General features: G+C 63.1%; 12 protein-coding genes. 10 read left to right on the top strand and 2 right to left on the bottom strand.

Annotated features, from left to right (window positions below; genetic code table 11):
• The first annotated feature begins 2 nt into the window (after positions 1-2).
• The 5 genes from ACREYQ_RS28905 (at position 3) to ACREYQ_RS28885 (ending at position 8,901) form a co-directional block, all read left to right on the top strand.
• Positions 3-2,393: a hypothetical protein gene (locus tag ACREYQ_RS28905; protein ID WP_432261386.1), complete on the top strand. Its 2,391-nt coding sequence runs from the start codon at positions 3-5 to the stop codon at positions 2,391-2,393.
• A gap of 658 nt (positions 2,394-3,051) precedes the next feature.
• Positions 3,052-3,777, top strand: coding sequence for a hypothetical protein (locus ACREYQ_RS28900; RefSeq protein ID WP_432261385.1), 726 nt, complete (start codon positions 3,052-3,054; stop codon positions 3,775-3,777).
• A 78-nt stretch (positions 3,778-3,855) separates the two neighbouring features.
• Positions 3,856-4,047: a PAAR domain-containing protein gene (locus ACREYQ_RS28895; RefSeq protein ID WP_432261384.1), complete on the top strand. Its 192-nt coding sequence runs from the start codon at positions 3,856-3,858 to the stop codon at positions 4,045-4,047.
• A 2-nt stretch (positions 4,048-4,049) separates the two neighbouring features.
• Positions 4,050-5,333, top strand: coding sequence for a hypothetical protein (locus ACREYQ_RS28890; protein ID WP_432261383.1), 1,284 nt, complete (start codon positions 4,050-4,052; stop codon positions 5,331-5,333).
• Positions 5,314-8,901 (top strand): ImcF-related family protein, encoded by a 3,588-nt coding sequence (locus ACREYQ_RS28885; protein WP_432261382.1) that lies wholly within the window; start codon positions 5,314-5,316, stop codon positions 8,899-8,901. The genes ACREYQ_RS28890 and ACREYQ_RS28885 overlap by 20 nt, the downstream gene beginning before the upstream one ends.
• Before the next feature lie 114 nt (positions 8,902-9,015).
• Here the strand turns inward: ACREYQ_RS28885 and ACREYQ_RS28880 are convergent, their stop codons facing one another.
• The gene (locus tag ACREYQ_RS28880) at positions 9,016-9,978 is read right to left on the bottom strand and encodes a LysR family transcriptional regulator (RefSeq protein ID WP_432261381.1); all 963 of its coding nucleotides are present in this window, start codon (positions 9,976-9,978) and stop codon (positions 9,016-9,018) included.
• Positions 9,979-10,201: 223 nt separating this feature from the next.
• On the opposite strand from ACREYQ_RS28880, the gene ACREYQ_RS28875 reads away from it, so the two are divergent.
• The 4 genes from ACREYQ_RS28875 to ACREYQ_RS28860 all read left to right on the top strand — a co-directional run bounded on the left by ACREYQ_RS28875 (position 10,202) and on the right by ACREYQ_RS28860 (position 13,870).
• Positions 10,202-11,149, top strand: a complete 948-nt coding sequence (locus tag ACREYQ_RS28875; RefSeq protein ID WP_432261380.1) for a hydroxymethylglutaryl-CoA lyase — start codon at positions 10,202-10,204, stop codon at positions 11,147-11,149.
• Positions 11,150-11,157: 8 nt separating this feature from the next.
• A complete protein-coding gene (locus ACREYQ_RS28870) occupies positions 11,158-12,318 on the top strand; it encodes a CaiB/BaiF CoA transferase family protein (protein ID WP_432261379.1) in 1,161 nt (386 codons plus the stop codon).
• A gap of 76 nt (positions 12,319-12,394) precedes the next feature.
• Complete coding sequence (locus ACREYQ_RS28865) at positions 12,395-13,387, top strand: tripartite tricarboxylate transporter substrate binding protein (protein ID WP_432261378.1); 993 nt, start codon at positions 12,395-12,397, stop codon at positions 13,385-13,387.
• A 102-nt stretch (positions 13,388-13,489) separates the two neighbouring features.
• Positions 13,490-13,870 carry a DUF427 domain-containing protein gene (locus tag ACREYQ_RS28860; protein ID WP_432261377.1) on the top strand — a complete coding sequence of 127 codons (381 nt, stop codon included), beginning with the start codon at positions 13,490-13,492 and terminating at the stop codon, positions 13,868-13,870.
• Between the two features lie 127 nt (positions 13,871-13,997).
• Here the strand turns inward: ACREYQ_RS28860 and ACREYQ_RS28855 are convergent, their stop codons facing one another.
• The gene (locus tag ACREYQ_RS28855) at positions 13,998-16,160 is read right to left on the bottom strand and encodes a TonB-dependent siderophore receptor (RefSeq protein ID WP_432261376.1); all 2,163 of its coding nucleotides are present in this window, start codon (positions 16,158-16,160) and stop codon (positions 13,998-14,000) included.
• Positions 16,161-16,339: 179 nt separating this feature from the next.
• Between ACREYQ_RS28855 and ACREYQ_RS28850 the strand changes: the two genes are divergently transcribed.
• Positions 16,340-16,630, top strand: coding sequence for a type II toxin-antitoxin system YafQ family toxin (locus tag ACREYQ_RS28850; RefSeq protein WP_432261375.1), 291 nt, complete (start codon positions 16,340-16,342; stop codon positions 16,628-16,630).
• The last annotated feature ends 192 nt before the right edge of the window (positions 16,631-16,822 follow it).

Here is a 16,822-nt window from a genome sequence, read left to right as displayed (position 1 = left end):
TCATGATCATCAGCCCTCCCTTCCTGCCGGCCAAAGGCCTGACATCCAAGGATCCGGCCAGGACCGATCCGATGATGGATTTCGTCGACCAGTATGAACTTGGCCATCATGGCGTCTACCCGATTGCAATTGACCGGCGTTGGCATTGTGGAGTGCATCTCGCACCGTCATTTCAAGACGAACCCGTGCGCGCGATTGCCGACGGGGAAGTCGTTGCCTATCGTGTCAGCCAGAGACCCATTGGTGATGGGAAAAAGAACAGCGACGGCAGCGACAGCCTGAACTCGAACACCGGCTTTGTTCTGCTCAGGCACTCCACCGACACAGGAGAAGGCCGGACCATCACCTTCTATTCGCTGTACATGCAGCTACGGGACCTTGACGGCATTCGAGATGCACTCGGGCCATTGTCGAGCAATCCACCTGACACAGGAACGCCCACTGTCCTGCCGAAATGGCTGTCCTGTTCGACCGATGGCGTGCAAGTACCCAGGAATCTTAAGGTCTATCGCAAGGACATACTGGGCTACGCAGGTGTGCGCCACGCTCATCGGCATCTGCATTTCGAGATCTTCATGACCGAGGACGACTTCACGGCGTGGTTCGAACAGTCCGGCCATGCCGTGCAACTCGGAAACAGGAATCCCACTACGCCGGCGTCAACGGACTTTTGGGGGCATAGCTACTTTGTTGTTCCGGGTGGACAGACATTCGTCAGTACGCCACCCCTTGCGACAGGCGCTGCAGCAGCTTATTTCCCGTCACTACAGTCGGGCACGCTGGATACCAGCAGCAAGCTGTACGTTGAAGCCTATTTCCACAAGGGACAACGCTACACGCGTTCCTGGGTTGAAAAGGACGGCGCTCTCACGCCCCTGACTCCCGCGCCCGTACGGGACGCCTGCGCCGACTACGAGTACAAGATGTACGAGCGCGCTACCGCGCTCTATCCGCAATGCCCGAGCGATGGCTACGAGCTGCTCCGCTTCGGCCGGACCTTGAACGACCACCCAATACTGCCGGCCGCTGCCCAAAAGACCTGGGTGGCGGTGCCCTTCGAGACGGGCAAGCAGGGCTATATCGACATCAGCCAGCCGGCAATCCAGAAGTTATCCGACGCAGACTTCCCGTTCTTTTTGGGCTGGCAGAAGATCGAAGAAGGCAATACGCCATTCAGCGAGGACGGCATTTGTGACTACGACGAGCTACGCAAGATTGTTGCTGTGGTTGAGGACGCTGAGACACCTGCCGAGAGAATGCGCCCCGCCCATGAACAGGAAGCCGAGCTGGCCGCGTACATAGCAAACCATCCAGAGGTGCGGGAGAGGTTCCGGGGCTTCGTTTGCCATGCGCCAAGCGAGTGGGACGCGAGCGGCAACGAGGCGCGCTACAGGAGGCTGAAGGACCCAGATGGCTTCTTCGGGAAGCGCAAGGAATTTGATCCAAATGGGTATGACAATTTCGTCAAGTTCCTGGAGCAGTTTCAGTTTCTGGAGAAGACTTCGCTAGGAGGTGGGAGGAAGTTTTGGTTCTTTCATCCGCTTGCTTTTATTCGACATCTCAGGCGATGTAGCTGGCTAAGTGAAAATGAGATGGCTCAACTGGTGCCGTGTAAAGTTATTAGAAAGCCTGGCTCACATAATTCCTCGAAATCCGCATATTTTGAATCGGCATATATTTCTACAGCGTTTATTAAAAGGAATCGAACGGCGCTGAACGTCGCCTTGCAAAAGTATGGAATTAATACGCCGACGAGAATGGCTTGTTTTATCGGGAATTCTGCGCAGGAAACACTATGGTTCGGTGACTTGAGAGAGCAGCGGGGTGCCAATCCAACGCTTCACCGTGGATGGTACGGTCGCGGATTCCTGCAACTAACAAGTGCCAACGGAGAAATGGCGAACGGAGACAACAATTATTACAAATATTTCAAATATCTTGGGCGTTCTCCGCTACTTCCTCCTGGTGAGCAGGAGATTGCGTGGCGAGATGAGGTTGGCATAAATCCATTCCATGCCAGTCAGAGCGCTGGCGCCTACTGGGTATGGCCAAACAAGTCCGTCCCATCAAAAGATCACCCTGATCGACTGCAAGTCGATAGTGCAAACAAATATGCTGATGCGAATGAAATACTCCATGGAAATCGCCGCGAAACAATTTGGACAAACGCCGGGATCAAAACGTGGTACTACAATCAACATTTCACAAATTGTGCGGCGTCCGTGAATTTCCCGGCTACTACGGGTCAATCACCACCCAATATGAATGGGCTGGTCGATAGATCCGTGGCATTTGTGAATGCGGCAATGGTGCTGTGGGACGTTTGTACATTTCCGTGCCCGGATGGTTCGATTAAACAATATCCCGAAGATTATGAGCGGAGGCTTGTCTGATGCAGAGGCTTGTTATCCTCTTCTTGCTCTGTCTTACGTCATCTGCGACTAATGCGCGGCAAGTCATAGATTTATCAGGGGCATACTCTCGCCTACATGAATTCTGTGGTTACACATTAGGAAATTTCGCCACCCTCAGGGTGGCACGCGCGAATGTAGAAGAAAACGAGATTTCAATCACCATACGTTTTCATTTGCTTATCGATGGGCAACACAGGAAAGTGCCGGCAACCCTAGAATTCGGGTGTCGCAAACCGAGTTTTCCAGTTGCGTCTGACGGACTTGCCGCTACGCCAGGTATTCAAAAGATGACAGCAAAAGAGGTAATCGCTTCCGAGGATGCCGGAGGCAGATATTACAGAAGGGTTACCTGGCAGCGAAAATATCAGGGGGGTGGCTTTAGTGGAACGGTTGCTTATGTCAATAGTATTTTCGGTGATGGTGAAGTGATGTCAATACCAGACCTATATTTTTCATGTCCAAATAGAAATGGATTGACTTGTTATTCTATCGAGGTGGCACCGAATTTCAGATTGACGAGGTCTGAGCGTGTAAGTGCGATGAGTATCATCGGGGACGTTACCTATGCACCTTAGTCGTTAGTAAATGTAGATTGATTTTCACTTGACGATAGATGCCAAGGTTGGTGAGTTTTGTGTTGGCGCAGTATTTTTTACAATCCCGCTTCTGCGGTGAGCGTTTTATGACGGATGTGGTGAGCAATAGACGTGCACAACGAAGCATATTTATAGGGGTAAATGTTCTCCACCTGTTTCTTTTTGTCATAATTATTTTTCGAGGGATAAATAGTGCTTCGGCGGAAAGGCTATACGAGATAGACGGTAATCTAATTACTATGATGGATGGAAATAGTCCCAATACGTGTACGCTTGATGTGCGTCCTCTTTATGCCGTTGAGAGCTATGACGCGTCGGCGGTAATCATATCGGAGCGAGGCTATGTTCAGAGGCGTCAATTATATGGCTGCGCAGACTCCGTGGTGCATATTGAGTTAATCCCTGCTGGAGTCGGCTTCCTGTCCGATGTAAATATTGAAAGTGGAATATATGTTTCGTTGGACTTAATTGCGTCACCTCCGCTTCGATACTTGGCGACTGTCGCACGGCTTGGTGCAAGTAGAAATCTCATTTCATTAAATGGTTCATACAAGGGAAGAGTAGAGCCATCGAGATTAAGGAAGTATGGTTTTTCTAGTATCGGCCATGCGGGTGCCTCCATCATTTCTGTGGATGGAAAGTATGTTGCGCCAAATGGGGTGGTTGATTGCAGTGATGCGGCCTATCCGGGTGTTTGGGATATACAGCGAAATAGGAGGGTGAAAGCCGATGAAAAATCCTGCGCAGATCTTTTCTTGAAAAAGTGAGAAGCCACGATGCGGTCTCCGATCAGATTAGGTGACTCCCTCGAAAACGGCGGCCAAGTCACCACCGCCTCCCCGACCATGAAATTCATGAACCGGCCAGTCGCGCGCAAGGGTGATGCCGCGCATTGCGCCCGCCACGGTGCGACGACGATTGCCGAGGGCCATGACGGCTTTTCCGACCAGGACGGTCGACCGGTTGCCATGCACCTCCACCGCTGCGCGTGTGGCTGCCGCCTGATTTCGTCGCTCCCCAATGTCCATATCGCCTGAATATGCCGATCGATTTGTCCCGGGGTGGTGAGGCGATTCCGTACCCGGCGCACGGTCTGCGCTTCTGGCCGTGGCTCGGTGTCTGGGCCTTGTGCGTTGTTGTAGGTGCGGCCATCGCCTTGTTGCTGTGGCCCGCAGGAGCGCCGGCACGCGGTGCCCAGTTCTGGTGGCGCATTGCTGGCATACCGAATGGCGTCTTTCTAATCCTGCTAGGCATCGTGCGCGTCGGATACGAAGTGCAGTGGCATCGCGCCCGTCATTGGAATGACCACAGGCAGGAATGGATCGACGCGCGTGTGCGCGAAGCACAGCGCCCGTTGCAGGTACTGGGGGTCAGCTATAGCCTGCCACTTCAGGGACACCGGGATCTCTCAAGCGCGTTGAATGCGGCAAAGCCTCTGGTAGATCAGCGGGCCTCGCGCACGACTGGAGGACTGATCGCCCATAACCGGTTCAATGAGGATTCGCTGTCCGTCCTTTCACTGGAAGGCGACTCACCGGCCGGGGACCAACCGGACGAGCCTGTGCAGCAAACCTTCGAGACGGTCTCCACTCTTGTCCTGAAAATGGTCGATGCGTTGGTTCCGCTCGCGGAGCACCTGCAGGTGTTGTCCCAGTATGGGCCTCGTCATGCCCCGGCGGTGCGTGTGTTGGCTCAGGCCGAAATGAAGACGATCCGTCTGAGCCAAGTGCAGGATGCGCTGGGCCGCATTGGCTTGGCGCATCTCGACTGCCGGACAGTACCGCCGTCCGACGCACTGATGGTTGCCGATGCATGGCTCGACCTGCGCGAATGGCGGCCGCTGCTGGTGATTGCCGCTGAATGGCACGATGCCAGTCCTCCGGTCAACAGCGCGGAAGGGTGTGTTGCCGTATTGCTCAATCCAGGCTGTTTTCAGTTGCCCGAATCGGTGAAGGTACTCGGCTTACTCCATCGCCCTTATGCAGACGAAGCCGGCGCATTGGGCGATCTTGTTGCCAACGCGATCCGGTGGGGGAAAGCCGAACCCGCGGCGTTGCAGCGGGCATGGATGACCGGGCTGGGCAGCCAGCATGACATCGCGCTGCTTGCCGCGCTGAATGCGGCATCGATGCCGCAACTCGACGAGATGGAAGCCCAATGCCACGTGGATCGCATCATCGGTAATGTCGGCGCGGCCGATCCGTGGCTTTCCGTTGTGGCTGCCATCGAATCCCGCGATGCCGGCTCGCATCTCATCCTTGACCGTACCCAGGCAGCGGTCCTTCACGTCCTGACACCACCGCATGACGAATCCGAGCACTGATCCGAAGGCCGAGATAGCTACCTCGAAGCATTCCAGAACCATGTCCCTGTGGGGTGGTCCCCTGGTCCTGGCAGGAACGGGAGCGTTGGCGGCCCTCGTTGTGTGGTTCCATGGCGAGTTCTTCGGCCTGATTTCGCGCGATGCCAGGATTACCGTGCTGCTGTGGATTCCCATTGTGGTTGTCTTCGCGGTCCTCGTGTACCTGGTTGCCGTCCTGCTCGGTGCCGATCGGGTCACGGCGCGGCTATTTGTCCGCGAGGCGGGTGAGGCACGCGCTCCATCGGGAAGAAAGCCCCGGCGCGACGCCCGCCTGGAAGACCTGCGCCATGAGTTGCGCAGCGTGTTGGGCTGGCGCTGGCGTTCGCGCATGCCGTGGCTGATGCTTTGCGGCGATGATGCGTCAATAGACGAACTCGCCCCCGGCCTGAAGCAGGCGGGTGTGTGGCGCTCGGAGGCAGCCGTTCTCGTCCATGCCTCACCTACCGGCATCGAGGCGGCCACATGGCTCAGGCAACTTCGGAGGCTGCGCCACCGTTGTCCGGTCGATGCCATGGTGCAAGTGGTATCCGGGAGCAATGCGGATGCACAGGAAACACCGGCGCTGCGTGCCCTGGCGGCGATCCAGGGTGAACTGGGCTGGGCTGCGCCGGTGATGTTCGTCCACGCCGTGAAGATGCAGGGCGCGCACCCGGGGGAATTTACGGCCATTGGCGCATTCCTGGATGAGACAAGGCATCGCACACGTGACGACGCGGCCGGCACCGTGCATGACTTGCTGGTATCGCTGGAGGCTCGTACCGCTGTGCTTGGCGTGCAATGGTGTGCCGAACCCAGACATTCACCCTTCATCGCAAGAATCTCGGCCTACATCGGCGAGCACCGGGCTGGCGTCGTGAAGCGGTGGGCGGCATGGCAGGCATCGGCCTGGCGGCGTGCACCGCTGGCTGGCGTCATGTTCGCTCCGGTGTTCGCCACGCCTTCGATGCCGGTACCCGTGCCCGCAGAGGATGCTTCGACCGAAGTAGCCAGCCTGGCCGCCGCAATCCACGCGCCGGAGGGGACCGGCTTGCAACCGGCTACGCTAGTCGCGACCTGGCGAGAGATTGGCGGGCGTGCCGCAAGCTATCGTGCCCGCCGGATCGGGATACATCCGCTTACGGTCCTCACTGTACTTGCGCTGGCATCGGTCGTTCTTTGGGGTGCCGGCATGCTGGTATCCGGCCTGCGCAATACGCAAGACCTGCACGCTGTGCGGCAATCGATTCAGGACATGCAGGTGGCCTCCAATCCTGCCGAGCGCCTCAGGGCACTGCTCGCGCTGCAGCAACAGATCGAGCGCTTCGAGTACCGAACGCAGTATCACGCGCCGTTGCTGACCCGCTTCGGGTTGAATCGCGACCCGGAGGTGCTGGCCGCCCTGTGGAAGCCATACGCGCAAGCCAGTCGCCGGTTGCTGGTCATGCCGATCCAGGAGGCGCTGGAGGCGTCGCTGGCGGACCTCGCGCAGATGCGGACCGATTCGCTGGATGAGCAAACCAGCCGCTGGGCGTTGGGTGGCCACCAGGAACTCAAGACCTACCTGATGCTCTCCAATCCCGAGCGCGCCGATGCAGCGTTCCTGGCCCCGCAACTGGCGCAGCACTGGTCCACGGAGGCGCGGATCACGCCCGGCGAGCGGCAGGACCTTGCCGAACGCTTGCTCAACTTCTATGCCAATCACCTGAAGGCCAACCCGGCCTGGCATATCCGGCCCAGCCCTGAACTGGTGGCCGGCGCGCGCCAGACTCTGCTGGCGGTCATCGGGCAACGCAACGCCGAGGAGACCGTCTACCAGGGCATCCTCACCGCGTTCGGAGAGCATGGCGGTAGCAAGTATCCCGATCAAAGCCTGGCATCGCTGACCGCGGGTACCGATCCGCGAGGACTGCTGCGCAGCGCCGCCATCGTGCCCGCCGTGTTCACGCGTCAGGCTTACGAGGGCTATGTCGCCCCCGCGATCGAAACCGCTGCCAAGCGCAGCGAAATTGCCAGCGACTGGGTGCTGGCCGATGGCGAGCCGCAGGCGCAACCGACAACACGTCGCACCGCCGAGGCCTTGCAGGCGGCCCTGACCGAACAGTACTTCGCCGACTACGCGGACCGCTGGCAGGGTTTCATGAACAGTTTGCAGTGGGAGCCCGCGCCCACGCTGCCGAGCGCCATCGATCAGCTCAAGCTGATGGCGGATGCGCGCCAGTCGCCGGTGATTGCGCTGATGAAGGCACTGGAATACCAGGGCGGCGCCGGAGCTCGCAAGGAAACGATTTCCGACACCTTGGTCGAGAAGGCACAGAGCCTGCTGGGCAAGTCGGCGGAAACCGGCGTGATCAAGCCGGATGCGGCGGGGCCGCTTGGCGCTGCCTTCGGACCGGTACTGCGCCTGATGGGCCAGAGCCAATCCGTCAATCCCGGCGGCAACGGTGACCTGAGCCTGCAACGCTTCCTCGACCGGGCGACGGCGTTGCGCTTGCGCCTGCAGCAGGTCAGCAACAGTGCCGATGCCGATGCGCAAGCCCGCCAGATGGCGCAGGCGCTATTCCAGGGAAAGGGCTCGGAGCTGGCCGACACGCAAGCCTACGCGCAGCTGATGGCCGCCAGTCTTGGCGGCCAATGGGCAGGCATGGGCGAGACGCTGTTCGTGCGCCCGATCGCTCAGGCGACGCAGACCGTGCTGCAGCCCGCGCAGGCGAGCCTGAACGAGGCGTGGCGGCAGAGCATCGCAATGACGTGGGACCATGCATTTGCGGGACGCTATCCGTTCGCGGACAACACCGACGATGCTTCGCTACCCGAACTGGCGCGCTTCCTGCGCCCGCAGAGCGGGCTGATCGGCGCCTTCCTTGGCACGCAACTGGCCGGGGTGCTGGAATTGCAGGGCGATCAATGGGTGCCAGTTGCTACCAGCGGCCAGGCACTGGCCTTCGATCCCGCCTTCCTCAAGGCGGTCAACATCCTGCAGCGCATCGCGGCGCACCTGCTGGCGCAAGGCCAGCCTGAATACCGCTTCGAGTTCCAGCCTGTCCCGACGCCGGGCCTGACCGATACGCTCCTGACCGTCGACGGGCAGAAGCTGCACTACTACAACCAGCGCGAGACCTGGCAGTCGATGACCTGGCCGGGTAATTCCCCGCACGACCTGGGGACCCGTCTGCAATGGCACACCGAGAAAGCCGGGGTCAACAAGAGCTATGAATTCGGTGGCCGTTGGGGACTCGTGCGGATGCTGGAGCGCGCGCATATCGAGCCGCTGAGCAGTGCGACCTATCAGCTGACGTGGCAGGCCGTCCCGGACACGGTGACGTCGAAACCCGACCAAGGCGCAACGGACCCGGACAGCCTGACGGTACGCATCGCGAAGCTGCCTGCTGCAGCGGACATGACCTATCCCATCCGCTACCAGATGCGCACCGCGATTGGCCAGGGTCCGCTGGAGATGCTGGCGCTGCGGGGCTTTGTGTTGCCTGGCCGGATTTTTGCTGTCCGCGAGCCGCAGGCACCTGTGCATGCGGCCCCGCCCCAGCGCCGGTAGGTGGCACCCCGGCGGGGTCGGAATGCGGCGGTGGCAGGGCCGTCGAGCTTGCTCGCCCCGCGCCGGCTGGAGCGCGGCTCCGAGCGGTTGCTGACCTGTCGCGCCGGGCCGGCCCTATTGCCGACCACGCCGCGGCTTGCGCACTGGTGCGGTGTCCGCAGGGACGGCCGCCGCTTCCGCCGCCGCGGTCTGTTCAAGGAAGGCCACCAGCAGCCGCGCCGCCGGCGACAGCAGTTCCAGGTCGCGGAAGCAGATCGCAAAGCGGCGCCGCGCCCAGTCGTTGCGCAGCGGGATCACGCGCAGGCCGAAGGCGGACGCGATCGGCGCGGCGATCTCCGCCGGGATGATGGTGATGCCGAGGCTGGCGCGCACGCAGCGCAACGCGGCGTCGAAGGTCGACACCACCGCGCGGTAGGTGATGCCGCGCCCGAGGATGGCCGCATAGCGCGTCAGCATGGTCTGCACCGCGGTCTGGGCCGGCATGCCGATATGGTCGTAGTCCAGCGTGTCCTCGAACCGGCATTCGGCGCCCTGCGCCAGCGGATGCGAGGCATGTACCACCGCCGCGAGGTGGTCGGTGCGGTAGGGGCGGGTCTGGAAGCCTTCCAGGTCGGCCGCGTCCCAGCAGATGCCCAGCGGCGCCGAGCCCTCGCGCAATGCGCGCACCAGGTCGCTGCTCAGGCTTTCCTCGATGGTCACGCGCACGTCGCGGTTGGCCGGCTGCTGCAGGAAGGCGGCGATATCGTCCGGCAACGATTCCGCCATCGACGAGACCGTGGCCAGCAGCCGCACCTGCCCGCGGACGCCCGCCCCGTAGTCGGCCATGTCGCGCGCTACGCGGTCCGCCGCCGCCAGCATGGCGCGCGCATGCGCCAGCACCATCTCGCCCGCGGGCGTGGGGATCACGCCGCGGCGGCGGCGCTCCAGCAGCGTCGCGCCGACCGTTTCTTCCAGTTGCGCCAGCCGCTTGCTGATGGCCGACGCCACGATGTGCTCCTGCTCGCCCGCGCGCGCCATGTTGCGGGTTTCGCAGACGGCGACGAACAGGCGCAGGGTGGTGAGGTCGAGGTCTCGCATGGGGGCGCCGTAAGGGGATTGCATTTCCAGAATGGAATGGTAAGCGTGTTTTGCTACCCGCAATCATGCATCCGGGAAATCCTTGGTAGTGTCATGAGTCGTCAAACAGACATTCCAGTCTGGAACGCTATCGTGCACAAATCACCGCTTCAGATCTCGAACAGAAACTCATAGAGTTATCCCGTCGCCCCCAAGGCGGGGCGCAACCGGAAGCCCATGAATCATGTCTGTTCCCTTTCCCCGCCACGCAGTCATCCGCGAAGTCGGGTTGCGCGATGGCCTGCAAAGCATCCGCACCATCCTGACTACGGCCAGCAAGCAAGCGTGGATCCGCGGCGCCTACGCGGCCGGCTTGCGCGAGCTTGAGGTGGGCTCGTTCGTGCCGGCGCACCTGCTGCCGCAACTGGCCGATACCGCGCAACTGGTCGCGTTCGCCCGCACCCTGCCGGGTTTGTTTGTGTCGGTGCTGGTGCCCAACCTGCGCGGCGCGCAGGATGCGCTGGCCAGCGGTGCCGACCTGATGATCGTGCCGCTGTCGGCCAGCCATGCGCACAGCCTGGCCAACCTGCGCAAGACGCCGGACGAGGTGGTGGCGGAAGTGGCGCGCATCCGCGCCGCGCGCGATGTCAGCGGCGCGAAGACGCTGATCGAAGGCGGTGTCGGCACCGCCTTTGGCTGCACGCTGCAGGGCCATGTCGATCCCGATGAAGTGCTGCGCCTGATGCAGGCGCTGCTCGATGCCGGCGCCGACCGCGTCAGCCTGGCCGATACCGTCGGCTACGCCGATCCGCGCATGGTGCGCGAACTCTTTGCGCGCGCCATCGAACTCGCCGGCGAGCGCTTCTGGTGCGGCCATTTCCACGATACGCGCGGGCTCGGCCTGGCCAACGTCTGTGCCGCGCTGGAAGTCGGCGTGACGCGCTTCGACGCCTGCCTGGCCGGCATCGGCGGCTGTCCGCATGCGCCCGGCGCCAGCGGCAATGTCACCACCGAAGACCTGGCCTACATGCTCGGCAGCATGGGCATCGGCACCGGCATCGATATCGGCCGCCTGCTCGCGCTGCGCGAAGATGTGGCGGCCTGGCTCAACGATGAAACCCTGCACGGCACGCTGTGGCGCGCCGGCCTGCCCAGGACGTTCCCGGTCCAGCCCGCTGGCGCCGCTGCCTGAGACGCAAGATGACCCAAGACAGCAACAGCACCCCCCTGCCGCTCGCCGGCATCCGCGTGGTCGAATTTACGCATATGGTGATGGGCCCCACCTGCGGCATGATCCTGGCCGACCTGGGCGCCGAGGTGGTCAAGGTCGAGCCGCCCGGCGGCGACAAGACGCGCAACCTGCCGGGCCTGGGCATCGGTTTCTTTCGCGCCTTCAACCGCAACAAGAAGAGCGTGGTGCTCGATATCACCACCGAGGAAGGGCGTGCCGCCGCGGCCGAGCTCGCGGGCCAGAGCGACGTGCTGCTGGAGAACTTCCGGCCTGGGCTGATGCAGAAGCTGGGGCTGGACTACGCCACGCTGTCGCGCGACTACCCGCACCTGATCTATGTCTCGCACAAGGGCTTCCTGCCCGGCCCGTACGAGAACCGGCTGGCGCTGGACGAGGTGGTGCAGATGATGGGCGGGCTGTCCTACATGACCGGACCCAGCGGGCGGCCGCTGCGCGCCGGCACCTCGGTCAACGACATCATGGGCGGCATGTTCGGCGCCATCGGCGTGCTGGCCGCGCTGCGCGAGCGCGACCGCACCGGGCGCGGGCAGGAGATCCAGAGCGCGCTGTTCGAGAACTGCGTGTTCCTGGCCTCGCAGCATATGCAGCAGTTTGCGATGACCGGCGAGGCGCCGCCGCCGATGCCGTCGCGCGTGTCGGCGTGGAGTGTGTATGACGTCTTCACGCTGGCCGGCGACGAGCAGCTGTTTATCGGCGCGGTCAGCGACAAGCAGTTCGTCACGCTGTGCCACGTGCTGGCGCATCCGGAGCTTCCCGGCAAGCCCGAGTACGCAACCAATGCCTCGCGCGTGGCGGTGCGCCCGCGACTGCTCGATGAGCTGGGCGCGATCCTGCGCCACCATCGCTCCGACGAACTGGCGCCGAAGCTCGAAGCCGCCGGCATCCCGTACGCGCCGATCGTGCGCCCGGACCAGTTGCTCGACGATCCGCACCTGCTTGCCAGCGGCGGGCTGGTGCCGATGCAGGCCGACGACGGCTCGACCGCGCCCACGGTGCTGCTGCCGCTGCTGATGGGCGGGCGCCGCCCGGGCGTGCGCCGGCCGCTGCCCAGGGCAGGCGAGCACAATGAGGAAATCCTGTCGCAGCTCGGCCATGGCCGCACCGGCTGAGCCGCGCTGCAACCGGCATGCCGCGGCACAGCGGCAGCCAGCAAAGATCCTGCGATAACCATACGGAGACAACCCCATGCACCCCCGTCGCATCCTTCTCAAGTCTGGGCTGGCGCTGGCCGCCACCGTGGCCGCCGCGCTGGCGGCACCCGGCGTCGGCGCGCTCGCGCAGGGTGGCGCCGGCAAGCCGGTGCGCCTGATCCTGCCGATCAGCGCCGGCTCCGGCGTGGACGCCATCGCGCGCGCGGCAGGGCCGGCGCTGGGCAAGGCCTTTGGCCAGCCGGTGGTGATCGAGAACCTGCCCGGCGCCGGCGGCATCACCGGCGCCGCGGCCGTGGTCAAGGCGTCGCCCGACGGCAGCACGCTGGGACTGGTCTCGAACAACCACGTCATCAACCCCAGCGTCTTCCGCACGATGCCGTTCGACGCGATCAAGGACATCACCCCGATCAGCGTGCTCGGCGCTACGCCGCTGGTGCTGGTGGTCAATCCCAAGGTGCCGGCGAAGAACGTGAAGGAACTGGTGGCGCTGCTCAAGGCGAAGCCCGACGGCTACAACTACGCATCGTCAGGCAATGGCACCATCATCCAGCTGGCCGCCGAGATGTTCCTGGAAGAGGCGGGCGCGAGCGCGCGCCACGTGCCGTACAAGGGCACCGGGCCGATGATGAACGACCTGATCGCCGGACAAGTGGAAATGGGCGTGGTCGCGCTCAACGCGGTGGCGCCGCACCTGAAGGCAGGCACGCTGCGCGCCATCGGCCTGTGCGGCGACAAGCGCTCGGCCGCCGCGCCGGACCTTCCCACCATCGCCGAACAAGGCTTGCCCCGCTACAACGTGGCCGGCTGGTTTGCCGTGGTGGGCCCCGCCGGCATGCCGCCGGCCGAGGTGAAGCGCGTGCATGACGCCTTCGCCAGGGCCTTCACCTCGCCCGAAGTGCTGGAAGCCATGAAGCAGCAGGGCACCGTGATCGACCCTGGCACGCCAGAGGCTGCCGCCAGCTTCTTCCGCAGCGAGGCCACGCGCTACGCCGCGCTGGTGAAGCGGGCCAACGTCAAGGTCGAATAGCGGTGGGCTGGCTGGAGCATCGGGCCCGGCCTGCAGGCCGGGCGGCGAGCGCCTAGAATGCCAGCATCGCCCCCGTGGCGATGCCCTGCAGGAGGACGTCCCATGACCGACAAGCCCGTCAAGATCCCCGGTCCCGACCACCCGATCACCATCACGCCGACAGCCGGCAGGGTCGTGGTCAAGGTGGCAGGCGTTACGATTGCCGACAGCGACGCCGCGCTGACCCTGGCCGAGGCGAGCTACCCGCCAGTGCAATACATTCCGCGCGAGCATGTCGACATGGCGCAGCTTGAGCGCACCGCGCACGCGACGTACTGCCCGTACAAGGGCGACTGCAGCTACTTTGACATCCCCGCCGGCGGCGAACGGTCGCGCAATGCGGTGTGGAGCTACGAGGCGCCTTACCCTGCGATGGCGGCGATCGCCCTGCACGTGGCCTTTTATCCGGACCGCGTCGACAGCATCGAGATCCTGGGCCTCTGACTTCGGGCCAAAGCGCCAGGCCCCGCTGCAGGTCCGCTACCTGCGGCGCCAGCCCGGTGCGGGGGCGGTGATGCTGAAGATGTTGCAAGAGTCCGGCGCGATGCCGTCGGGCACGCTCAGGTGAATCTCAATAAGCAATCCTCGCGGTCAGGCTCACGCTGCGCGGATCCGCGGGCTGGATGTAGTTCTCATACTGGAAGCCCCAGTAGCGCTTGTTGGTCACGTTGTTCAGCGCGGCGCGCAGTGTCAGGTCCTTGCCGGCGACGCGGGTGTTGTAGCTCGCGCCGAGATTGAACACTGTGTAGCCGCCGGCTTCCAGCGTATTGCCGGCGTTCAGCCTGGTGTTGCCGGTGTACTTGCCATCGACGCCAAGGCGCAGGCCCGGCACGAACGGCACGCGGTAGCTGATGCGTCCCGCCAGCACCAGGTCAGGCGCCCCGGCGACGCGCTTGCCGCTGTTGGCCAGGCCCTTGTCGTAATACGAGTCCAGGTACATCGCGCTGGCGCCGAACTCCCATTGCGAGCCCAGGCGGTACACGCCGGCCAACTCCAGGCCCTGGTAGATCGAGGTGCCATCCTGCTGGCGCGTCGGCACGCCGCCGCTGACGCTGTCGTACTCGGCGCCGCGCTCGATGCGGAAGGCGGCCGCGGTGGCGCTCCAGGCAGCCTGGTCGGCCTTGACGCCGATTTCATACTGCTTGCTGCGGATCGGGCTCAGGAGCTGGCGTGCGTTGGTGTATCCGTCCGGCACGATCGAACCGGGCTCGAGCGCTTCCACGTAGCTGGCATAGACCGTGGCGGTGGGCACGGGCTTGAACATCAGCGCCAGCGTGGGCGTGATCACGCCGTTCTTGCTGTAGCTGGAGCTCACCGGCACGTAGCCGTTCTGCTCGAAGTTGGTCACGCGCAAGCCGGCCAGCACGGACCAGCGCTCGGTGAGCTGCAGGGTGTCGCTGGCGAACACCGACTTCTGCGTGATGTCGCTGTTGCGCACCTTGGTGAAGGCGGTCGCGCTGTAGTACGTGTTGGTGTTGGGCTCGAAGATATTGCCAGTGCCGATGACGGCGCCGAAGCCGTTGTTGTCATAGCGGTCGATTTGCTTCTGCCACGACAGGCCCGCCACCAGCTGGTGGCCGAACGGGCCGGTCCGGAACTTGCCTTCGAGCATCGCCTGCCATTGACCCACTTGCTGGTCCTGCGCGGTGTCGTAGCGCTGGTCGTTGTAGTCGCCGGCCTGGTTCAGCAGGCTGTAGGTGCTTTCATTGCGGCTGCGGCCGACCTTGGTGAAGCTGTAGTTGGTGCTGACCGCCCAGTCCGGGTTGACCTGGTAGCGCATGCCGGTGCTGTACAGCTGGAGGTTGGTGTTCAGGTGCTGGTCGGTGCCGGCGAAGTTGGCGATGCGCCCGGACACCGGGCCCGGCAGCGCCGCACCGCCGTAGTTCCACAGGCTGAACGACGGCATCTGGCCGGTGGCGCGGCGGTCCTGGTAGACCGAGTCGAAGGTCCAGGTCAGGTCCTTCGTCAGGCGTGCGTCCAGGCCCAGCGACACGCTGTCGCGCCGGATGTTGCGCGCGTTGTAGGGCGTGCCTTCCTCATGCGTCACGTTCAGGCGGTAGCCGAACATATTGTCCGGGCCGGCGCGCCTGCCCAGGTCGACGTGCTCGCTCCAGACATTGGCGGCGCGGTAGCCCAGTTCGAACGCGGCGGTGAAGGTGTCCGTCGGCTTCCTGGTGACATAGTTGACGATGCCGCCCGGCGTGGCAAAGCCATACATGAACCCCGGCAGCCCCTTGAGCAGTTCCACCTGCTCCATGTGCTCGTACGGCAGCGTGATGCCGTAGGCCACGAACGGCAGCCCATTGATCTTGAAGCCGTTCTGCCAGTCGATCTGCAGGCCGCGCACGCTCAGGTAGCTGGACCAGCTGTTGTAGCTGTTGCCGTTGTCGGTGACCGACGCATCCATCGTGAACACATCGCCCAGCTTGGCCACCTGGCGGTCGGCCAGGTCTTCGCCGGTAACGATGGTGGTGGAGTACGGGGTGTCGAGCTGCGTGCGCGAGCCCAGCGCGCCGGTGCTCGCCTTTTTCTCAAGCTGCAGGCCGGAATCGTCGACTGCCGCGGCACTGACGGTCACCGCGGGGAGCGACTGCGCATCCGCTGGCGCCGCGGCTTGCTGCGCCAGCGCGGCCGTTGCCGGAAAGCCGGCCAGGACGGACAGTTGCGCCAGCACGGCGAGAGGGCGGCGTTTGGGTGCGCGCAGGCACGCGGCGTGGATGACTTGACGGCTCATGAACGGACAGCAGGAGACAGGCGGGCCTGTATGTAAATGTAGATACAAATGCGAATAATTCGCATTTAGGAAAAAACTGAATGATGCCTAGGATGGGATAGGGCGTCAAGGCGCCACATAGGTGGCCGGCGGCCTCCGCAAGTTCGGGTCGGTGAGCGACCTGATGGCGGATCTCAACGATGAGGACGATTGAACGGACGACCCAATTCAAGCGCGATTACAAGCGCGAACTCAAAGGGCCGTTCAAAGCATTGCTGCAAAGCCCGGCTGGTGACTGGCTTGCGATCCTGACTGCACTGGCGAGCGACGTGTCGCTGCCGGACAAGCTTCGCGACCATGCGCTTGGCGGCCAGTGGAAGGATTTCCGGGATTGCCATGTTCGGCCAGACCTTTTGCTGATCGATCGGAAGCCAGACCCCTGGACACTGCCACTTGTCCGGCTTGGGTCGCACAGCGAGTTGGCCTTGTAGCGAGCGCTCCAGTCCGCCGGCTTGACGTTGAGCAGGTCCTGGTCGACGAGGATGAAGTCGGCCCACTTGCCGGCTTCGAGCGAGCCCAGCGTCCTTTCCTGGTGCCCCGGTGTAGGACAAACACCCGGCGCGGAACAGGAATGACACCGCTGCCGGGGCCAGCGCGCGCGGTATATCGTGCGAAGTAGCAGG

The organism is Cupriavidus sp. TMH.W2 (assembly GCF_050847365.1).
Lineage (GTDB): Bacteria > Pseudomonadota > Gammaproteobacteria > Burkholderiales > Burkholderiaceae > Cupriavidus.
The sequence above is the reverse complement of the archived record's forward strand: the minus strand, read 5'-3'. Positions and strand labels throughout refer to the sequence as shown.